This window comes from Cupriavidus oxalaticus (genome assembly GCF_016894385.1).
GTDB classification, from domain to species: Bacteria; Pseudomonadota; Gammaproteobacteria; order Burkholderiales; family Burkholderiaceae; genus Cupriavidus; species Cupriavidus oxalaticus.
On the sequence record NZ_CP069812.1, the window covers coordinates 562,038 to 582,554 of the forward strand.

The following is a 20,517-nucleotide window of genomic DNA, read 5'->3' on the forward strand; positions in this document are numbered from 1 at the left end:
AATTCTCCGGACCCACACGGAACCGAGCAATGCCGACCGATATCCATCCCTACCTCTCCGAAGCCCACACGCCGGAATCGCGCGCCGAGTTCGGCGTCGACCGTCCCGACGCGCCCATCCTGCCCGGCGCGTGGCTGGGCATGCTGGGCGGCGGCCAGCTCGGCCGCATGTTCACGCATGCGGCGCAGGCGATGGGCTATCGCGTGTGCGTGCTCGATCCCGACCAGGACAGCCCGGCGGGCGCGGTGGCCGACAGGCATATCTGCGCCCAGTACACCGACGAGGCCGCGCTGGCCGAGATGGCCAAGCTGTGCCCGGCGGTGAGCACCGAGTTCGAGAACGTGCCGTCGCTGTCGCTGGACCGGCTCGAGCAACTGGGTTCGTTTGTCGCGCCGCGCGGCTACTGCGTGTCGATCGCGCAGAACCGCATCGGCGAGAAGAAGTTCTTCGCCGCCTGCGCCGAGCGCACCGGTGTGCCCACGGCCCCGCACTGGGTGATCCAGCACGACGCCGACGTCGACCAGCTGCCCGACCACGTATTGCCCGGCATCCTCAAGACCGCGCGCATGGGCTACGACGGCAAGGGCCAGGCCCGCGTGAAGACGCGCGACGACGTGCGCGCCGCGTGGAAGGCGATGCAGCACGTGCCGTGCGTGCTGGAGCAGATGCTGCCGCTGGCCTATGAAGTCTCGGTACTGGCCGCGCGTGCCGCGGACGGTTCCACCGCGACCTGGCCGCTGGCCGAGAACGTGCACCGCGACGGCATCCTGTTCTCGACGGAAATGCCGTCGGCCAGCGTCTCGCCGGAGATCGCCGACCGCGCCCGCGCCGCCGCCGCCGCCATCGCCACGGAAATGGGCTATGTCGGCGTGCTGTGCATCGAGTTCTTCGTGCTGACCGACGGTTCGCTGGTCGCCAACGAAATGGCGCCGCGCCCGCACAACTCGGGCCATATCACCATGGATGCCTGCGAGACCAGCCAGTTCGAGCAGCAGGTGCGCGCCATGGCCCGCCTGCCGCTGGGCAGCACGCGCCAGCATTCGGCCGGCAAGATGCTGAACCTGCTGGGCGATGTGTGGTTCGAGTTCGGGCTGGAGCGCACGCCCGCCTGGGACGAGGTGGTGGCGCAGCCGGGCGCCAAGCTGCACCTGTATGGCAAGAACGATGCGCGCCCGTCGCGCAAGATGGGGCACGTCAACTGCATCGGCGAACATGCCGAGGCTGCCGACGCTGCCTTTGCCGCCGCCGCGGCGGCACTGCATATCCCGCTCTGACGCAAGGAACACGATGTCGCCGCGCACGCCCACGGCCGCTGAACTCGATGAAGCCGTCCGCCTGCTCGAGGCGGGGCAACTGGTCGCTTTTCCGACGGAGACGGTCTACGGCCTTGGCGCCGACGCCGAGAATCCCGAGGCGGTCGGCCGCATCTTCGCGCTGAAGGGGCGGCCGTCCAACCACCCCGTGATCGTGCATGTGGTCGACGGCGCGGATATCGGCTACTGGACCGACGAGGTCCCGGAGGCCGCGCAGAAGCTGATCGATGCATTCTGGCCAGGGCCGCTGACGCTGATCCTGAAGCGCGCTTCGCATATCGATGCCGCGGTGGCAGGCGGGCAGGACAGCATCGGCTTGCGCTGCCCGTCGCATCCGGTGGCGCAGGCGCTGCTGGCGCGCTTCAAGCGCGGTCGCGGCGGGATTGCGGCGCCTTCGGCGAACAAGTTCGGGCAGGTCAGCCCGACTACCGCGCAGCATGTGCGGGATGAATTTGGCGATGCGGTTTATGTGCTGGAAGGTGATGGGGTCGAGGTCGGGATTGAATCGACCATCGTCGACCTGTCGCGCCTGGACGCCGGCGTCGGGCCGGTCTTGTTGCGTCCCGGTGCCGTCACGGTCGGGATGCTGGCCCAGGTACTGGGCGAAGCGCCGCTGCCCCCCGATGCCGCCGCGCCGCGCGCGTCAGGCACGCTGAAGGCCCATTACGCGCCGCACACGCCCTTGTTGCTGGCGGATGCGCAGGCGGCTGCCGCGCGGCTTGTCGCGCTTCCCGGCGATGCGCGCGTGGCGTGGGTAGGACGCGCGCCATTGGCGGACCAGCGCTGCACCTGGGTGCAGGCGCCGGGGGATGCCGCTGCATATGCGCAGGAGCTATACCGGCTGTTGCGCAAGCTCGACAAGCAGGGCTATTCGCAGCTGGTGTTCGAGACGTTGCCTGAAGGGCAGGATTGGGCCGGGGTGCGGGATCGGCTGGAGCGGGCGGCTGCGGCGTTCGGGGGCTGAAGCAGGACAAGGCGGGCGCTTCCAGGCGCACCAGCCCTTACTCGCACCAGCCCTTACCCCAATAACCGCAACGCCGTATAAACCGCCATCCCCACCGCAATCATCCCCACCATCCGCCGCGTCAGCAGGTAGAACGCAGTGGCCACCACCCCCGCCATCAGCTTGTAGTTCGACAGGGCCGCGGTGAAATGCCCCTGCCACGTCATCAGGTCCGGCAGGATGATCGCCGCCAGCGCAGCCGCGGGCGCATAACGCAGTGCCCGCTGGATGCGGTCAGGCACCGAGACGTGCTCGCCGGCCATCAGGAACAACGCGCGCGTAATCACCGTGACCACGGCCATGCCCACCAGCGCGATCCAGATCTCGACATGGCTCATGCCCGGTCTCCCGGCGGCGCATCGGCCGCATTGCCGATCGGCGCAGACTTGCGCCGACGGATACCCCGCAGTGCAGCGCGCGCCGCCAGCTCATCGCTCGCCATGCCCGCAGCGATCGCGCCCACCACCGCCACCACCAGCCCGAGCCGGTACGGCAGGTCAAAGCACAACAACGCCAACACTGCCGAAATCACCACGGCCATCAGCGTCGAGCGCGAATTGATGGTGGCGATCATCACCGGGATCAGCGCCATCGTGCCCGCCAGTCCCAGCCCCCAGCTGTCCGGAAACAGGCTCGCCAGCACGATGCCGAGGATCGACGACACCTGCCACATCGCAAAGTTGATCAGCGCCATGCCCCAGAAGTAGCCTTCCTTGCCGGGCTCGTAGCCCGGCGTCGAATACTTCTGCATGAAGTAGACGAAATGCAGGTCGCCGTTGAAGAACCCCAGCACCGTGCGCCGCGCCAGCGTCAGGTAGCTGAAGTGGGGCTGCATGGCGGCGCTGAAGATGACGAAGCGCAGGTTGACCATGGCGGCGGTCAGCCAGATGGTCCACAGCGGCAGCCCGGCGGCGAACAGCGGCAGCACCGCCAGCTGCGCCGAGCCGGCATAGACCAGCAGCGACATGCCGATGGCTTCGGGCACGGTCAGCACCGATTTGCTCATCGCCACGCCGGTCACCAGCCCCCACGAAAACACCGCGGGAAGGGATGGGGCAAAGCGGCGCACGCCGGCCATGAAGCCGTCGCGTTCGGCGGGTGCGAAGCGATGCCAGAAGCGCAACCACACCGAGGGTCGTCGGAAAGTCATGTCAGAGGAAGGGGGCGATGCAGGCCCGGGGCCGGGGGCCGGCCCGGAAAGCTGCCGCCGCAGAACGCGGCCGGCACCCTGGCATTATAGGGTCGGAACGCGCCCTGGTAAGCGGGCGCTTAACAAAATGGCGCGCCGGCGTTGGCGGCAGGCCACGCCGGGTGGCCCGGCGGGCGCAATCGTGCGCGCAATCTCAGGGCGCGCCGCGATACACCCATTGCATCAGCGCGTCGTGCGCCCCCCGCGCCTGCGCGGCGTTGGGGTGGTTGATCATGCTCACCAGCACGTAGCGGCTGCCGTCTTCCGCGTCGACATAGCCGGCCAGCGCGCGCACGTCGGCCAGCGTGCCGGTCTTGAGGTAGCCGCTGCCGGCCGCATTGGCGCCGGTCAGCCGGTTGCGCAGCGTGCCGTCGACGCCCAGCACCGGCAGCGAATCGACCAGGGCCGGGCCCACGTTGCTGGCCGCGGCCTGCTGCAGCAGGCGCGCCATGTCGTAGGCGCTGATGCGTTCCTCGCGCGACAGGCCGGAGCCGTTGTCCAGCACCAGCCCGGGCATGTCCAGCCCCTGCTTCGCGAGCCAGCGCCGCACCACGCGGATCGAGCGCTCGGGGCTGGCCGGGCCGCCGCGGTCCAGCTCGGCGCCGATGGTCAGGAACAGCTGGCGCGCCATCACGTTGTTGGAGAACTTGTTGATGTCGCGCACGATGTCGGACAGCGGCAGGCCATAGTGGCGCGCCAGCAGCACCGCGCCGCGCGGCACCTTGCCGCTGCGCAAAGCCGGCAGGTGGGTAAAGCGCCCGCCTGCGCGCTGCCATTCGGCGACAAAGCCGCCCCAGGTGAATTCCGCGTGCGACAGCGTGGCGATATTGAGCACGTGCTCGCCGCAGTCGCTCGAATAGTCGCCGGCGAACGATGCCAGCACGGTGCCGTCGGACTGCGGCTGCACGCTGGGGGTGGCACGGCTCTGCCAGTCGCCGCAGCGGCCGTTGGTCAGCGCCAGCTGGTTGTCGAGCCTGAGTTGCGCCAGTTCCGGCGTGACGCTGACCGCCACCGTCTGCGTGACGGGATCCGGCGTCAGCGTGAACGACAGGGTCTTGAAGGCATAGAGCAGGGCATCGGGGCCGACGTTGTAGGCGCGCTGCGCTTCGCCGTCGATGGTGCCGTTGCCGTCCAGGCCATCGGCAAAGTAGCTGCGGTCCAGCACCAGGTCGCCGTTGATGGCGGTGGCCCCCCCGGCGCGGGCGCTGGCGACCAGCTTGGCCATTTCCTCCGGCACCAGCTTGGGATCGCCGCGGCCGCGCAGGTAGACATTGCCGTTGACGGTGCCGTCGAAGCCGGGCTGCGCGTCGGCGTAGAGCGAGGTCTGCCAGCGGTATTCGGGCCCCAGCAGCTGCAGGCCGGCGAAGGTCGTGACCAGCTTCATGGTCGAGGCCGGATTCATCGGCTGCTGCGCGTTCCAGCTGGCGCGCGCGCTGGGTGCGCCCAGCTTGACCACGTAGAAGCTCGTAGCCGAAGCCGGCACGCCGGCGCGGCGCAGGGCCGCGGCCACCTGCGCCGGCACGCCGGCCTGCATCAGGCCAGCATCGGCGGAAGGCGTGGCTCTTGCCGTCTTGCCGGCAATCTGGTCTTTCTGTGCCTTCGCGCTTTTCTGGACCTTCTGGGCCTTCTGGACCTTCTGGGATTTTTGTACCTTGGCCGGCGCCTTGGCCAGCGCCGGCGCGATGACAGGCCCGCCGGCCATCAACAAGGCGGCGGCAAGAAGAGGCGACAGGCGGCGCAGCAGCGCGCCAGGGCGCGATGCGGTTCGCGTGGCGGTTGTTCTTGGCATGGCGGCCATGTTAACGCATGGCAAGCGCCTGCCGGATGACAGCGGGCTGGCGCTCAGCCTGCGCGCGGCGGGGCCAGCCGGGACAGCAGCGATTTCAGCGTGGCCTGGTCGCTGTCCGACAGCGCGCTGCCCACATGCGCGTCATGCTCGACCACGGCGCGCGTGGCAGCGTCCAGCGTCTTGCGGCCCGATGGCGTCAGCACCAGGCTGTAGGCGCGCCGGTCGCCCGCCGCCGGGCGGCGCGCCACCAGTTTCATCTCTTCCAGCGCATCGACCAGCAGCACCGCGCCCGAGCGCGCAATGCCCAGGATGTGCGCCAGCTCGGTCAGCTTCAGGTGCGGATTGCGCGAGATGATCACCAGCGCCGAGAAGCGCGGCGGGGTGATCTGCCATTGCGACAGCGACAGCACGAAATCCTCATAGATGCGGATCTGCGCGCGGCGGATGGCGTAGCCGATCAGGCTGTCGAGCACGCCATAGTCGACATTCGGCACATGCGGATCGAAGCCGCCGTCGGCCACCGCCGGATCCGGCGCAAGCGGCTCGCGTGGCTTGCGCCGCGCGCTGGCGGTGTGGGTGCTGCCAGTCTTGCCTGCCGCGGCGGGTGCGTCGGAGGCACCGGATGCGTTTGGAATCATTGCAGTAGTTTCCAGTTGCCGTTGTCGATCGTCAGCATAACGCGGCCGCGCTGGTCAAAGCCATAGTGGTCTTGCCCACTGTAATTGAGCACGCCGTGCGACACCACGATGTCCCGCTCGGTCTCCAGCGCGTGGCGCAGCGCCTGGCGGAAGGCGGGCGTACCCGGCTTGGCGTGCTTCAGCGCCACCGGCACGATCCGCTCCAGCACCAGCCCGGCATCGTAGGCATGGGCGCCGAACTGCGTGCGCGACTCGGCGCCGTATTGCTTCTCGTAGCGGGTGACGTAGTCGAGCCCCGGCTTGCGCACCGGATCGCCGGCTGGCAACTGCTCCGGCACGATCACCGGGCCCGCCGGCAGGATCGCGCCATTGACCAGGCGTCCGCCGATGCGGATCAGGTCCTTGGTGGCGGCCCCGTGGGTCTGGTAAATGGCGCCGCCGTAGCCGCGCTCGCGCAGCGTGGTGTGCGGCAGCGCCGCACCGGTGCCTGCGCCGGCGATCAGGATGGCGTCGGGTTTGGCGGCGATCAGCTTGAGGGCCTGCGCGGTCACGCTGGTATCGGCGCGGCCGTAGCGCTCGGTGGCGATCAGGCGCAGGCCGTTGGCCGTCGCCGCGGCGGTGAAATCCTTCAGCCAGGTTTCGCCATACACGTCGGCAAAGCCGATAAAGCCGACGGTCTTGACGCCCCGGGTCTTGGCGGTGGCGGCGACGGCATTGGCCATCAGCCGCACCGGCTGCGCCAGCCGGAAGGTCCAGGCGCCCCGGCCGGGCTTGAGCTCGATCGGCGAAAAGGCGAGCTGGACGGTCTGGCTTTCCTCGGCGACCTCGGCAATGGCGATCGACGGCGCGACCGCGGATGAGCCGAGAATGATGTCGACCTTATCCTCGGAGACGAAGCGGCGCGCAACCCTGGCGCCCTGGCTCGGATCGGAGGCGTCGTCCAGCACGATGTAGCGCACCGCCTCTCCGCCGATCTTCTGCGGCAGGTACGGCATCGAGTTTTTCTGCGGGATGCCGAGCGAAGCGGACGGGCCCGTGGTCGACAGGCTGACGCCCACGGTGATGTCGGCCAGCGCGGCGGTGGTGCTGAAGGCGAGGGCGGTGGCCAGCGCCAGGCGGGTGAGCCGGGTTGGTTTCAGGGGCGCCATGTTGTCTCCTCTTGATTTTTTCTGGTTGGATCTGACGGATCGGGACGCTATCGCCCGCCGCCCTGCAACGACTGCCGGTCGAACCCCGCCAGCTGCTTGTAGCGCAGCGAAATCGCCTCCAGTTCGGCGCGCGGAATCACCTCGCCGATATCGCTGAACCCCTGCGGCGCGCGTTCCTCCGCCAGCTGCATCACCTGCTCCGGCCCGTTCATGCGGTTGCGCAGCACGATACCGGCAGTGCGCGGCAGGCGCTCCGCCTCGTATTCGCGCAGCGCGTAAGGCGTGTCTTGCGTGCCCAGCAGGCTGTCGAGCAGGTAGCGCGCGTCCAGGATCGCCTGCGCGCTGCCGTTCGAGCCGATCGGGTACATCGGGTGTGCGGCATCGCCAAGCAGCGTGACGCGGTCGACGGTCCAGCGCGGCAGCGGGTCCTTGTCGACCATCGGGAATTCGTAGATCGCCCCGGCACCGTCGATCAGCGCGGGGATGTCGATCCAGTCCCATTGCCAGCCGGCAAACTGCGCCCGGAACACCGACTTGTCGACCTGCTTGTTCCAGTCGCTACGCGGCGGCGTGTCGGAAACGCTGTCGGGCACGCGCAACTCGGCGATCCAGTTGACCAGCGCACGACCCTGCCGGCGCAACGGCTCGGAAATGGGATAGGCGACGAACTTCTGGTCCTGGTGGCCGGCCATGAACATCGAGCGGCCGTCGAGGTAGGGGGGCGCCTCGGTGACCGCGCGCCACAGCATGCGGCGCGAGAAGCGCGGCGCATCGCCGGTGGGGTAGAAGTGGCGGCGCACCGCGGAATGGATGCCGTCGGCGCCGACCAGCACGTCGGCGCTGGCTTCCACCCCGGCACCATCGCCGCGGCGGCGCAGGACGAAACGCGCCGGCCCGCGCGCGCCGGTATCGAGCACGGTCTCGAACGCATGCCCGGTGCGGACCGCATCGGCACCCAGCCGCTCGACCACGGTGCGATGCAGCAACATCTGGAACTCGCCGCGATGGATCGAGAACTGCGGCCAGTCGTAGCCCGCCGCCAGCCCGCGCGGCTCATGCCAGATGCGCTGGCCCAGCTTGTTGTAGTAGGCGAGCGACGAGGTCTCGATCGCGAGCTCGGCCAGCGCGTCGCGCAGGCCGAGCCCGGACAGGATGCGTACCGCGTGCGGCAGCAGGTTGATGCCCACGCCCAGCGGGCGCAGCGATTCGCTGGCTTCCCAGACTTCGGCGTCGATGCCGTGGCGGTGGCACAGCAGCGCCAGCGTCAGCCCGCCGATGCCGCCGCCGGCGATTGCGATCTTCATGTTGTCTCCCCGCTTGCGGCGCGCAGCGACGCGCCCGGCCTGTCGAATTTGTTATGGAGTATAACAATTCGCATCCGCACGACAAGGTGGGAAAACACCCCGGCGTGGCCTGTCCGGGGTCAGGAAAAACCCGGCCTCAGCCGGCCGCAGCGCCGTCCGGCCGGGCGGCAGCGTGTTTCAGGGATGGCACCGGGAACACGATGTCGTAAAGCCAGTTGTACACCAGCGCGTAGACCATGTAGAAGACGGCCACGGCGATATCCATGACCAGCGCATCGAGCAGGCTGATGTTCAGGTACCACGCCAGCGCGGGCAGGAACACCACCAGCAGGCCCAGCTCGAACAGGATCGCGTGCAGCACCCGCACCACGACCGACTTGCGCAGCTGGCCGGTCCAACGCAGCATGGCCTTGTCGAACAGCAGGTTGTACAGGTAGTTCCAGCCCGTCGCGATCAGCGACGCGACCGCGCCGATCAGGCCCATCTGGTGCAGCTCGTAGCCAAAGGCCCAGCTGGCCAGCGGCGCGAAGATCAGCAGGCCGACGACCTCGAAGCCAACGGCGTGGCGGATCCGGTCCCGGGTAGTGCGCATGGGTTTTCTCCTGCGATGCAAGAATTCAGACCGGGCCAAGTCTATCTGCTTTGCAGGGATTGCCAAGTTGGATACTATCGTCAAAACAGATAGATCTTACAAAAGGGCGTCGTATGAGTCTCTCGTTGGACCAACTCCAGGCTTTCGTCGCTGCTGCGGAAGCCGGCTCGTTTTCCGCCGCCGCGCGCCGGCTCGGCAAGGCCCAGTCAGTGGTCAGCGCCGCCGTGTCGAACCTGGAGATCGACGTCGGCAATGCGCTGTTCGACCGCGCCGGCCGCTATCCCGTGCTGACCCCGGCCGGCGAGCGGCTGCTGGCGGAAGCGCGCGTGATCCTGGAGCGCTGCGAGCATTTCCGCGGCGTGGCCAAGAGCCTGGGCGAGGGCGTGGAGACGCGGCTGGTGCTGGCCGTCGACGAGTTGTACCCGGAGGAAACGCTGGGCCAGCTGCTCGAAGCGTTCTCCGGCCGGTTTCCGGCGGTCGAGCTCGAAGTGCTGTTCCCGCTGATGGAAGACGTGAGCCGGCTGGTGCTGGAGGGCGGCGCCGACCTCGGCATCATGTGGCGGCAGGAAGTGCTGCCGCCCGAGCTGGGCTTTCATGCGCTGGGCTGGATGCCGATGCAGATCCTGTGCGCGCCCGATCATCCGCTGGCGTCGCAGCGCGTGGACTGGGAAGAGCTGAAGCGCTACCGCCAGCTGATGGTCGCCACGCGCACCGACAGCGAAGAGAAGATGCGCCTGCGCGTGGCGGCGGATGTGTGGTGGGTGGAGAGCCAGTGGGTCATCGTCGAGCTGGTCAAGCGCGGGCTGGGCTGGGCGTTCGTGCCGTGGCACGTGGTGGCCAACTCGCCGGCCGCGGCGCAGCTGGTGTCGCCGCCGCTGGCGTTCCAGCAGCAGGACTGGCCGGTGGCGATGGAACTGGTGTGGCACAAGCAGCGGCCGCTGGGCAAGGCCGCCACCTGGCTGCGCGAGCGCATCTGCGCGCAGCCATTGCCGAACGCGCCGCAGCGCGGCGCCTAGCGCTGGCCGACCGTCGTGGCGGGGGCGGCGGGTGCGGCGCCGGCGGTCGTACCCTCCAGTGGCTGCGGATGCCAGTTGCCGCCCAGCGCCTTGATCAGCACCACCGCCGCCGTGTACTGGCGTCCGGCGATCGACAGCGCGGTGCGCTCGGCGGTGTAGGCAGCGGTCTGCGCCGTCAGCACGTCGAGCAGGCCCGCGGTGCCGGCGCGGTAGCGGTTGTTGACCAGCGCCAGCGCCTCGCGCGCGGAGCGCAGCGCGTCGTTCTGCACTACCGCCTCTTGCTCCAGCAGCCGCTGCGCGGCGAGGTTGTCCTCGACTTCCTGGAACGCCGACAGCACGGTCTGGCGATAGTTGGCCACGGTCTGGTCATAGGCGGCCACGGCCTGCGCCTTGGCCGCGCTGCGCAGCCCGCCGTCGAACAGCGTGCCGGCCAGTCCGCCGCCGATCGACCAGATGCGGTCCGGCAGCGACATCCAGCGCGCCAGCGTGCTGGCGGTCAGCCCGCCGCTGGCCGACAGCGACAGCGTCGGGTAGTACGCGGCCTGCGCCACGCCGATCTGCGCGTTGGCCGACGCCATGCGACGCTCGGCCGCGCCGATGTCGGGCCGGCGCTCCAGCAATTCCGAAGGCACCGCGGCCGGCACGCGCGGCGGGGCCTTGCCGAATTCGTCCGCGGCCAGCGACAGCGCCGCGGGCGGCTTGCCGACCAGCACGGCGATGGCGTGCTCGAGCTGCGCGCGCGTGATCTGGATGTCGATCTGCTGCGCCTGCGCGCTCTTGAGCTGGGTCTCCGACTGCAGCACGTCGGAGCGTTGCGCGGTGCCGGCGGCGTACTGGTTCTGCACCAGCTGCAGCGACTTCTGGTAGTCGGCCACGGTGCGGTCGAGCAGCGCCTTCTGCGCATCGGCCACACGCAGCAGGAAATAGCTCTGCGCCAGCGTCGCCTGCGTCGACAGCAGCGTCGACGCCAGGTCGGCCTGGCTTGCCTGCGCGCTGGCTTCGCTGCTTTCCACCTGGCGGCGCACGCGGCCCCACACGTCGATCTCCCACGTCGCACCCAGCGTCAGGCTCTGCCCGTTGAGCGTATTGCCGCTGGCGCCGCGCGCACGCGACGCACCGGCCTGCGCATCGACGGTCGGGAAGAAGCCGGCGCGGGCCGCCTGCAGCGCGGCCACGGCCTGGCGGTACTGCGCTTCGGCCGCCTTGATGTTCTGGTTGGAGATCTGCACTTCCGACATCAGCGCATCGAGCTGCGGGTCGCCAAAGACCGTCCACCAGTCGGCGCGCGCGATGGCATCCTGCGGCTCGGCGGTCTTCCAGTCGCCGCGCCAGGCATTGGCATCGGTCGTGGTGTCGGTGCTCGCATCGGTGGCTTCCTTGAAGGCTTCCGTCACCGGTGCGTCGGGCCGCTTGTAGTCGGGACCGACCGCGCAGCCGGCCAGCAGCAGCGCGCACGCGAGCGGCAGCGGCAGGGCATGGGCCAGGAATCGGCCAAACACGGGCTTGAACAAAGGGCTAAACACAGGGCTAAACACAGTCATGTGGAATCTCTGCAAATTCAGACGGCGGCCGGCTGGTCAGGCGTGCCGCCGCGGCGGCGCCGGCGCCAGGCCTTGACCTTCAGGCGCCAGCGGTCCAGCGTCAGGTAGACCACCGGCGTGGTGTACAGCGTCAGCAGCTGGCTCACCACCAGGCCGCCGACAATCGAGATGCCCAGCGGCGCGCGCAGCTCGGCACCGTCGCCGCGGCCGATCGCCAGCGGCACCGCGCCCAGCAGCGCGGCCATGGTCGTCATCAGGATCGGGCGGAAGCGCAGCAGGCAGGCGCGGTAGATGGCATCGCGCGGCGACAGCCCTTCGCGGCGCTCGGCGTCGATGGCGAAGTCGATCATCATGATCGCGTTCTTCTTCACGATGCCGATCAGCAGGATCACGCCGATCAGCGCGATGATGCTGAAGTCCGTCTTCGACGCCATCAGCGCCAGCAGTGCACCTACGCCAGCCGAAGGCAGGGTCGACAGGATCGTCAGCGGGTGGACATAGCTTTCATACAGCACGCCCAGCACGATGTAGATCGTGACCAGCGCGGCCAGGATCAGGACCGGCTGGCTCTTGAGCGAATCCTGGAACGCCTTGGCGCCGCCCTGGAAGTTGGCGCGCAGCGTTTCGGGCACGCCGATGCGCGCCATCTCGCGGTTGATCGCATCGGTTGCCTGCGACAGCGAAGTCCCTTGCGCCAGGTTGAACGAGATCGTCGATGCCGCGAACTGGCCCTGGTGGCTCACGCCCAGCGGCGTGCTGGTCGGGATCACGCGCGCGAACGCGGACAGCGGCACGCGGTTGCCGTTGCCGGTGACGACGTAGATGTCCTTGAGCGCGTTCGGGCCCTGCAGGTACTCCGGGCTCAGCTCCATCACCACGCGGTACTGGTTGAGCGGATGGTAGATGGTCGACACCAGCCGCTGGCCGAAGGCGTTGTTCAGCACCGCATCGACCTGCTGCGCGGTCACGCCCAGGCGCGATGCCGCATCGCGGTCGATGATCACGGAGGTCTGCAGGCCCTTGTCGTTGGTGTCGGTGTCGATGTCCTCCAGCCCCTTCAGGTTGGACAACGCCGCGCGCACCTTGGGCTCCCACGCGCGCAGCACCTCCAGGTCGTCGGACTGCAGCGTGAACTGGTACTGCGAGCTGCTCTGCCGCCCGCCGACGCGGATGTCCTGCACCGGCTGCAGGAAGAGCCTTGCCCCCGGTTCCTTCGCCAGCTTGTCGCGCAGCCGCGCAATGATCGCGTCGGCCGATTCCTTGCGCTCCGCCAGCGGCTTGAGCGTGACGAACATCTGCCCGGTATTGCGCTGCGAGCCGCCGGTAAAGCCGGTCACGTTCTCCACCGCCGGGTCCGACTGCACGATCTTGATAAAGCTGTCGAGCTTGCCGCGCATGGCCTGGAACGAGGTGGCCTGGTCGGCGCGGATAAAGCCGATCAGCCGGCCCGTGTCCTGCTGCGGGAAGAAGCCCTTGGGCACGATCACGTACAGGTACACGTTGAGCGCGATGGTGGCGATCAGCACCAGCCACACCAGCGGGCTCAGCCGCAGCGCGGTGGACAGCGAACGCGCATAGCCATCCTGCAGCCACTGGAACATGCGCTCGGTGGCGCGGAAGAAGCGTCCCTGCTTCTCCGGTTCCACCGGCCGCAGCATGCGCGCGCACATCATCGGCGTGGTGGTCAGCGACACCACCAGCGACACCAGGATCGCCACCGACAGCGTGATCGCAAACTCCTGGAACAGGCGCCCGACGATGCCGCCCATCAACAGCAGCGGAATGAACACGGCAATCAGCGACAGGCTCATCGACAACACCGTGAAGCCCACCTCGCGCGCGCCGCGCAGCGCGGCCGCCAGCGGCTTCATGCCCTCCTCGAGATGGCGCGAGATATTCTCCAGCACCACGATGGCATCGTCGACGACGAAGCCGGTGGCGATCGTCAGCGCCATCAGCGACAGGTTGTTCAGCGAGAACCCGGCCAGGTACATCACCGTGAAAGTGCCGATCAGCGAGACCGGCACCGCCACGCTGGGGATCAGCGTCGCGCGCACGTTGCGCAGGAAGATGAACACCACCATGATCACCAGCGCCACCGAGATCATCAGCGTGTGCTCGACCTCGCGCAGCGAAGCGCGGATGGTGGGCGTGCGGTCCATCATCACGTCCATCGAGATCGCCGCCGGGATCATCTTCTGCAGGTTCGGCAGCATCTCGCGCACGCGGTCGACGGTCTCGATGATGTTGGCGCCGGGCGAGCGGTTCAGCACCAGCAGCACCGACGGCTTGCCGTTGGCCGAGCCGGCGTTGCGGATGTCCTGCACCGAATCGACCACGTTGGCCACGTCGCGCAGTCGCACGGGCACCGCGAACGAGTTGGGGCCGCTGGTGGCGCTGGCGCCCCCGGTGGCGCCGCTGGTGATGGTGGTGGTGCCGCTGCTGGTGGTCAGCGTGGTCACGGTGACGCCGTTGACCACCTTGGTGCTGACGCCGCCGCTGGCGGTCGCATTGGCGGTGCTGGCGATCAGCGCGCCCGCCGACGCCGACGAGTAGGTGCCCGGCGTGGCGTAGCGGATGATCAGCGGCATGTAGTCTTCCGCCTTCATCATCTGGTCGTTGGCGTAGACCTGCCAGTTGTTGCTGGCGTTCTCCAGCGTGCCGAGCGGCCGGTTGGCGTTGGTCGCACTGATGGTGTTGCGCACGTCCTCCAGCGAGATGCCGTAGTTGTTCAGCGCGGTCGGGTTCAGCTCGACCCGCACCGCCGGCAAGGAGGCGCCGCCGATGGTGACCTGTCCCACGCCTTCCACCTGCGACAGCTTCTGCGCGAGGATGGTCGAGGCCGCATCGTAGAGCTGCCCGCGCGTCATCGTGGGCGACGTCAGCGCGATGATCATGATCGGCGCGTCGGCGGGGTTGACCTTGCGGTAGGTCGGGTTGTTGGGCAGGCTGGTCGGCAGCGTCGCGCGCGAGGCGTTGATCGCCGCCTGCACGTCGCGCGCGGCGCCGTCGATATCGCGCGACAGGTCGAACTGCAGCGTCACGCGGGTCGAGCCAAGCGAGCTGCTGGAGGTGATTTCCGTCACGCCGGCGATGGTGCCGAGCGCGCGCTCCAGCGGCGTCGCCACGGTGGCGGCCATCGTTTCCGGGCTGGCGCCAGGGAGCGACGCCGAGACCGAGATGGTGGGGAAATCCACCTGCGGCAGCGGCGACACCGGCAGCAGCCGCAGCGCCGCCAGCCCGGCCAGCAGGATGCCGAGCGTGAGCAGCGCGGTCGCGACCGGGCGATGGATAAAGGCAGCCGAAAGATTCATCGCGGGGTGGACTCCTGCGCCGGCTCCTCGCCCGTGCCGCCTTCCTCCGGATCACCGAAGCGGCGCTTGCGCCAGCCCTTCACGCGCGTGGCCACGCGGTCGAAGGCCAGGTAGATCACCGGCGTGGTGAACAGCGTCAGCACCTGGCTGACCAGCAGGCCGCCCACCATGGTCACGCCCAGCGGCTGGCGCAGCTCGCTGCCGATGCCGGAGCCCAGCATCAGCGGCAGCGCCGCCAGCAATGCCGCCATGGTGGTCATCAGGATCGGGCGGAAGCGCAGCAGGCAGGCCTGGAAGATCGCGTCGCGCGGCGTCATGCCGCCTTCGCGCTCGGCCTCGAGCGCGAAGTCGATCATCATGATCGCGTTCTTCTTGACGATGCCGATCAGCAGGATGATGCCGATGATGGCGATGATGCCCAGGTCCATCCCCGCCACCAGCAGCGCCAGCAGCGCGCCCACGCCGGCCGACGGCAGCGTCGACAGGATCGTGACCGGGTGGATCGTGCTTTCATACAGCACGCCCAGCACGATATACATCGTCACCACCGCGGCCAGGATCAGCCACAGCGTGTTCGACAGCGACGCGCGGAACGCCAGCGCCGCGCCCTGGAAGCTGGTCTGCATCGAGATCGGCAGGCCGAGTTCCTGTTCCACCCTGGTGATCTTGTCGACCGCGGCGCCAAGCGATTCGCCATGCGCCAGGTTGAACGAGATCGTCGCGGCCGGGAATTGCCCCTGGTGGTTGATCACCAGCGGCCCGGTGCGCTCGGTGATGCGCGCGAACGCGCCCAGCGGCACCTGTCCGCCGGAAGAGGAGGGCAGGCGCAGCTCGGTCAGCGATTGCGGGCTGGTGCGGAATTCCGGCATGGTCTCGAGCACCACGCGGTACTGGCTCGACTGCGTGAAGATGGTCGACACCAGCCGCTGGCCGAAGGCGCTGTACAGCGCGCTGTCGATCACCGCCGTGGTGATGCCGAAGCGCGCCGCGGCGTCGCGGTCGATATCGACATAGGCGCGCAGGCCGTTGTTCTGCTGGTCGCTGGTGACGTCGCGCAGCTCGGGCTCCTGGCGCAGGCGCTCCACCAGCCTCGGCACCCACGTGGCGAGCGTCTCGGGATCCGGATCCTCGACGGTGAACTGGTACTGCGTGCGCGAGACCTTGTCCTCGATGGTCAGGTCCTGCACCGGCTGCGTGAACAGCGACACGCCGCCGAGGCTCTGCACCGCCTGCTGCAGGCGCTGCGTGACCACGTCGATCGGGTCGCGCTCGCCCTTGGGCTTGAGGTTGATCAGCATGCGCCCGGCGTTGAGCGTGGTGTTGCTGCCATCCACGCCGATGAACGACGACAGGCTCGCCACCGCGGGGTCCTGCATCACCACCTTGGCCACTGATTCCTGCTTGCGCGCCATGGCGCTGAACGAGGTGGTCTGCGCGGCCTCGGTGATGCCCTGGATTACGCCGGTGTCCTGCACCGGGAAGAAGCCCTTGGGCACCAGCAGGTACAGCAGCACCGTCAGCGCCAGCGTGGCCACCGCAACGACCAGCGTGGCCCTCTGGCGATCGAGCACCCACTCCAGCCCGCGGCCGTAGCGCTCGATCACGTTGTCGAAGAAGCGGCCGGTGGCACGGTGAAAGCGCGACAGCTTCTCTTCCGGCACATGGTGCAGCAGGCGCGCGCACATCATCGGCGTGAGCGTCAGCGATACCACCGCCGAGATCAGGATCGACACCGCCAGCGTGATCGCGAACTCGCGGAAGAGGCGCCCCACCACGTCGCCCATGAACAGCAGCGGGATCAGCACCGCCACCAGCGAGAAGGTCAGCGAGATGATGGTGAAGCCAATCTGCTTGGAGCCCTTGAGCGCCGCCTGCATCGGCGAATCGCCCTTCTCGATGTAGCGCATGATGTTCTCGATCATCACGATCGCATCGTCCACCACAAAGCCGGTGGCAATGGTCAGCGCCATCAGCGTCAGGTTGTTGATCGAGAACCCGGCCAGGTACATCACGCCGAAGGTGCCCACCAGCGACAGCGGCACCGCCACGCCGGGGATGATGGTGGCAGGGATATTGCGCAGGAACAGGAAGATCACCATCACCACCAGCACGATCGCCAGCAGCAGCTCGAACTGCACGTCCTCGACCGAGGCGCGGATGGTGGTGGTGCGGTCGGTCAGCAGCTGCACGTGCACCGATGCCGGCAGCGCGTTCTGCAACTGCGGCAGCAGGGCCTTGATGCGGTCGACCACCTCGATCACGTTGGCGCCGGGCTGGCGCTGGATGTTCAGCACGATCGCGGGCTTGTCGTTGGCCCACGCGGCCAGGCGGCTGTTTTCGGGGCCGTCGACGATCTCGGCCACGTCGGTAATGCGGATCGGCGCGCCGTTCCTGTAGCCCAGGATGATCTGGCGGTACTCGTCGGCGGAGCGCAGCTGGTCGTTGGCGTCGATGGTCGAGGCGCGCTGCGGGCCGTCGAAGCTGCCCTTGGCGCCGTTGACGTTGGCCGAGCCGATCGCGGTGCGCAGGTCGTCGATCGACATGCCGAGCGAGGCCAGCGCGGTCGGGTTGGCCTGGATGCGCACCGCCGGGCGCTGCCCGCCGCTGATGGTGACCAGGCCCACGCCCTGGATCTGCGAGATCTTCTGCGCCACGCGCGTATCGACCATGTCCTGCAGCTTGGGCAGCGGCATGGTGTCGGACGTCATGGCGATGGTCATGATCGGCGCATCCGCCGGGTTGACCTTGCTGTAGACCGGCGGCATCGGCAGGTCGGACGGCAGCAGGTTGCTGCCGGCATTGATGGCGGCCTGCACCTCCTGCTCGGCCACATCCAGCGGCAGCGTCAGCTCGAACTGCAGCGTGATCACCGAGGCGCCGCCCGACGAGGACGACGACATCTGCTTCAGGCCGGGCATCTGGCCGAACTGCCGCTCCAGCGGCGCGGTCACCGACGAGGTCATCACGTCGGGGCTGGCGCCGGGGTAGAGCGTGGTGACCTGGATGGTCGGGTAGTCGACCTCCGGCAGCGCCGACAGCGGCAGCAGCCGGTAGGCCACCAGCCCGGACAGCAGGATGGCCAGCATCAGCAGCGCCGTGGCGACCGGGCGCTCGATGAAGAGGCGTGAGGGGTTCATGCGCGGTCCTTACTGCTGCTGCTGCTGCTGCTGCTGCTGCTGCTGCTGCTGCGGCTGGCGGCGCGGGCTTTCCGCAGCCGGGGCACCCGGGGCACCCGGCGCACTGGCGCCGCCGGCGCCGTCGCGGCTGCGCCGGCCGCGACCGCGCGGCTGGCTGGCCGGCACCGTGGCCGCGGCGCGCGCGGCCGGGTCGACCGCCTCCACCGTCATGCCTTCCTTGAGCCGGTCGGCGCCATCCACCACCACGCGCTGGCCGGGCGCCAGGCCCTTGAGCACCGCATTGCGGCTGCCATCGCCGGGTCCGAGGGTGATCACCTGCACCTTGACCTTGCTGGCGTCGTCCACGGTGTAGACAAAGGTGCCCTGCTGGCCGCGCTGGATCGCCGCGACCGGGATCACGGTGGCGTCCTTGAGCGTGTCCACGCGCGTGCGCACGTTGACGAACTGGTTGGGGAACAGCATGCCGTCGGCATTGGGGAAGACTGCCTTGAGCTTGACCGTGCCGGTGGTGGTGTCGATCTGGTTGTCGGTGGTCAGCAGCTCGCCTTCGCCGAGCTGGTTGCGCACCTGGCGGTCCCAGGCCTGCACCGGCAGCTTTTCTCCGGCGTTGAGCTTCTTCAGCACCGACGGCAGGTTGTCCTCCGGGATGGTGTACATCACGGCGATCGGCTGGATCTGCGTGATCAGCGCGATGCCGTTGGTGTCGCTGGTGTTGACGATATTGCCCGGATCGACCTGGCGCAGGCCGATGCGGCCGGACACCGGCGCCACGATCTTCGTATAGCCCAGCTGCAGGCGCGCGTTGGCGACATTGCCCTGGTCGGTCTTGACCACGCCCTCGTACTGGCGCACCAGCGCGTCCTGGGTATCGACCTGCTGCTTGGAGATCGAGTCCTGGCCCAGCAGGGTGCGGTAGCGCTGCTGGTCCAGCCGCGCGTTCTGCAGCAGCGCCTGGTCGCGCGCCAGCTGGCCCACGGCCTGGTCCAGCGCGGCCTGGAACGGGCGTGGGTCGATCTCGGCCAGCACGTCGCCGGCCTTGACCATCTGGCCCTCCTTGAACAGCACCTTCAGCAGCGGGCCGGACACCTGCGCGCGCACGGTCACGTTCGAGACCGGGGTCACGTTGCCCAGCCCGTTCAGGACCACGTCCATGTCGCGCTGGGCCACGGTGGCAACCACCACCGGCGAGCGGGGCATGCCGGCGCCTCCGCCCGGGCCGCCGGGACCTCCTGCACCGGGCCTGCCGGCGCCGCCCGGGCCGCCTGCGGTGCCTTGGGGGGCGTCACCGCGGTGGGCATACCAGTACCAGCCGCCCCCGGCGAGCAGCAGCACCAGCAGCCCGGCATACAGCCGGCGCCGGTTCCTGCGCGGCGGGGTGCCGCCGGGCGGCAGGGGCGGGCGGGAAGACGGGGACGGGGAGGGGTTAGGTTGGCCTTGTTCGGGGTTGGACATGTCCGCAATCCTGGGAGCGGCGCGCCCGGCGCGCCGCGGTGTTCTGCTGGCAAGTGACGATGCAGCAGTATGCCGCAACGCAATCGGCGCCGGCCGGCCGCGCGGGCAGCGCGCTCAGGGGCCGACCGGCGTGCCGGCAAGTGCCGTGCAGCGCGCATGGCGCGGCGCCGACGGCAAGTCATGCGGCAAGGATAATGTGCGGGCGCGGACGCCCGTATTTCGGCGCCCGGCGCTTTTATTACAGAGGATTACCAACGAGCCGGGTGTAACCTCCGGAAACAAAACCGCCCGGCCGATCCGGCATGTGCGCAGCCCGGGCTGACTATCATGTGCCTATGCGAACGAACCAGCCTACCCAGATCCTCGTCGTCGACGACGATCCCGAACTCCGCGACCTGCTGCGCGAGTACCTGACCCAGCAGGGCTTTGCCGTCTCGGTACTGCACGACGGCGACGGCCTGCAGGCGCGCCTGGAGCGCGAACGGCCGGCGCTGATCGTGCTCGACCTGATGATGCCCAAGGTCGATGGCCTGACCGCGCTGCGCAACCTGCGCGCCAAGAACGACGACATCCCGGTGATCCTGCTCACCGCCCGCAGCGACGAGATCGACCGCATCGTCGGCCTGGAGATCGGCGCCGACGACTATCTCGGCAAGCCCTTCTCGCCGCGCGAGCTGCTGGCGCGCATCAACGCCGTGCTGCGCCGCAAGCTGGCCCGCCCCGCCGCGGCGCCCGAGGACCGCGAATCGGTCGCGTTCGGCCCGTTCCGTGTCAATTTCCGCCAGCGCACGCTGACCCGCGCCGGCCAGCCGCTGTCGATCAGCGATACCGAATTCGCGCTGCTCAAGCTGCTGCTGATGCATCCGCTCGAAGTGCTGTCGCGCGAGCGCATCGTCGAGCTGATGTATGGCAGCGCCAGCGGCATCAGCGACCGCGGCATCGACGTGCAGATCTGGCGCCTGCGCCGCCTGCTGGACGAAGACGCGCAGCGCCCGCGCTATATCCAGACCGTGCGCGGCCGCGGCTACACCTTCGTGCCCGACGAAGCGGAAGAGATTCCCGCCGAGCTTTCCGATTAAAG

At 68.7% G+C, this 20,517-nt stretch carries 16 protein-coding genes; 5 read left to right on the forward strand and 11 right to left on the reverse strand.

Annotated elements, in window-relative coordinates:
* The first annotated feature begins 29 nt into the window (after window positions 1–29).
* Both JTE92_RS14945 and JTE92_RS14950 read left to right on the forward strand, forming a co-directional pair.
* Entirely contained in the window at window positions 30–1,274 is a 1,245-nt protein-coding gene (locus tag JTE92_RS14945; RefSeq protein ID WP_063236866.1) for a 5-(carboxyamino)imidazole ribonucleotide synthase, read from the forward strand.
* 13 nt (window positions 1,275–1,287) lie between these two features.
* Window positions 1,288–2,277, forward strand: coding sequence for an L-threonylcarbamoyladenylate synthase (locus JTE92_RS14950; protein ID WP_063236867.1), 990 nt, complete (start codon window positions 1,288–1,290; stop codon window positions 2,275–2,277).
* A gap of 53 nt (window positions 2,278–2,330) precedes the next feature.
* Here JTE92_RS14950 and JTE92_RS14955 read toward each other — a convergent pair whose 3' ends face one another.
* The 7 genes from JTE92_RS14955 to JTE92_RS14985 all read right to left on the reverse strand — a co-directional run bounded on the left by JTE92_RS14955 (window position 2,331) and on the right by JTE92_RS14985 (window position 8,976).
* Window positions 2,331–2,654, reverse strand: coding sequence for an AzlD domain-containing protein (locus JTE92_RS14955; protein ID WP_063236868.1), 324 nt, complete (start codon window positions 2,652–2,654; stop codon window positions 2,331–2,333).
* A complete protein-coding gene (locus tag JTE92_RS14960; RefSeq protein ID WP_063236869.1) occupies window positions 2,651–3,466 on the reverse strand; it encodes an AzlC family ABC transporter permease in 816 nt (271 codons plus the stop codon). Before JTE92_RS14960 ends, JTE92_RS14955 begins: the two co-directional genes overlap by 4 nt.
* A gap of 193 nt (window positions 3,467–3,659) precedes the next feature.
* Window positions 3,660–5,303, reverse strand: coding sequence for a D-alanyl-D-alanine carboxypeptidase/D-alanyl-D-alanine endopeptidase (gene dacB / locus JTE92_RS14965; RefSeq protein WP_063236870.1), 1,644 nt, complete (start codon window positions 5,301–5,303; stop codon window positions 3,660–3,662).
* A 44-nt stretch (window positions 5,304–5,347) separates the two neighbouring features.
* Window positions 5,348–5,932: a MarR family winged helix-turn-helix transcriptional regulator gene (locus tag JTE92_RS14970; protein WP_063236871.1), complete on the reverse strand. Its 585-nt coding sequence runs from the start codon at window positions 5,930–5,932 to the stop codon at window positions 5,348–5,350.
* A complete protein-coding gene (locus tag JTE92_RS14975; protein ID WP_084254420.1) occupies window positions 5,929–7,080 on the reverse strand; it encodes an ABC transporter substrate-binding protein in 1,152 nt (383 codons plus the stop codon). The genes JTE92_RS14970 and JTE92_RS14975 overlap by 4 nt, the downstream gene beginning before the upstream one ends.
* Before the next feature lie 47 nt (window positions 7,081–7,127).
* Complete coding sequence (locus JTE92_RS14980) at window positions 7,128–8,384, reverse strand: flavin-dependent oxidoreductase (RefSeq protein WP_063236872.1); 1,257 nt, start codon at window positions 8,382–8,384, stop codon at window positions 7,128–7,130.
* Window positions 8,385–8,520: 136 nt separating this feature from the next.
* Window positions 8,521–8,976: a PACE efflux transporter gene (locus JTE92_RS14985; protein WP_063236873.1), complete on the reverse strand. Its 456-nt coding sequence runs from the start codon at window positions 8,974–8,976 to the stop codon at window positions 8,521–8,523.
* A 113-nt stretch (window positions 8,977–9,089) separates the two neighbouring features.
* On the opposite strand from JTE92_RS14985, the gene JTE92_RS14990 reads away from it, so the two are divergent.
* Window positions 9,090–9,992, forward strand: coding sequence for a LysR family transcriptional regulator (locus tag JTE92_RS14990; RefSeq protein ID WP_063236874.1), 903 nt, complete (start codon window positions 9,090–9,092; stop codon window positions 9,990–9,992).
* Here the strand turns inward: JTE92_RS14990 and JTE92_RS14995 are convergent.
* The 4 genes from JTE92_RS14995 to JTE92_RS15010 are packed head-to-tail and all read right to left on the reverse strand — an operon-like array spanning window position 9,989 to window position 19,436.
* A complete protein-coding gene (locus JTE92_RS14995; RefSeq protein WP_063236973.1) occupies window positions 9,989–11,491 on the reverse strand; it encodes an efflux transporter outer membrane subunit in 1,503 nt (500 codons plus the stop codon). The two genes, JTE92_RS14990 and JTE92_RS14995, sit on opposite strands and share 4 nt — an antisense overlap.
* Before the next feature lie 59 nt (window positions 11,492–11,550).
* Window positions 11,551–14,847: an efflux RND transporter permease subunit gene (locus JTE92_RS15000; RefSeq protein ID WP_063236875.1), complete on the reverse strand. Its 3,297-nt coding sequence runs from the start codon at window positions 14,845–14,847 to the stop codon at window positions 11,551–11,553.
* Entirely contained in the window at window positions 14,844–17,984 is a 3,141-nt protein-coding gene (locus JTE92_RS15005; protein ID WP_063236876.1) for an MdtB/MuxB family multidrug efflux RND transporter permease subunit, read from the reverse strand. Before JTE92_RS15005 ends, JTE92_RS15000 begins: the two co-directional genes overlap by 4 nt.
* 9 nt (window positions 17,985–17,993) lie before the next feature.
* On the reverse strand, window positions 17,994–19,436 hold the full coding sequence (locus tag JTE92_RS15010; RefSeq protein WP_063236877.1) for an MdtA/MuxA family multidrug efflux RND transporter periplasmic adaptor subunit: 1,443 nt from the start codon (window positions 19,434–19,436) through the stop codon (window positions 17,994–17,996).
* On the opposite strand from JTE92_RS15010, the gene JTE92_RS15015 reads away from it, so the two are divergent.
* Window positions 19,435–19,758 carry a hypothetical protein gene (locus JTE92_RS15015; RefSeq protein WP_147318545.1) on the forward strand — a complete coding sequence of 108 codons (324 nt, stop codon included), beginning with the start codon at window positions 19,435–19,437 and terminating at the stop codon, window positions 19,756–19,758. The genes JTE92_RS15010 and JTE92_RS15015 overlap by 2 nt on opposite strands.
* A 13-nt stretch (window positions 19,759–19,771) precedes the next feature.
* On the forward strand, window positions 19,772–20,515 hold the full coding sequence (locus JTE92_RS15020; RefSeq protein WP_063236878.1) for a response regulator: 744 nt from the start codon (window positions 19,772–19,774) through the stop codon (window positions 20,513–20,515).
* Window positions 20,516–20,517: the final 2 nt, after the last annotated feature.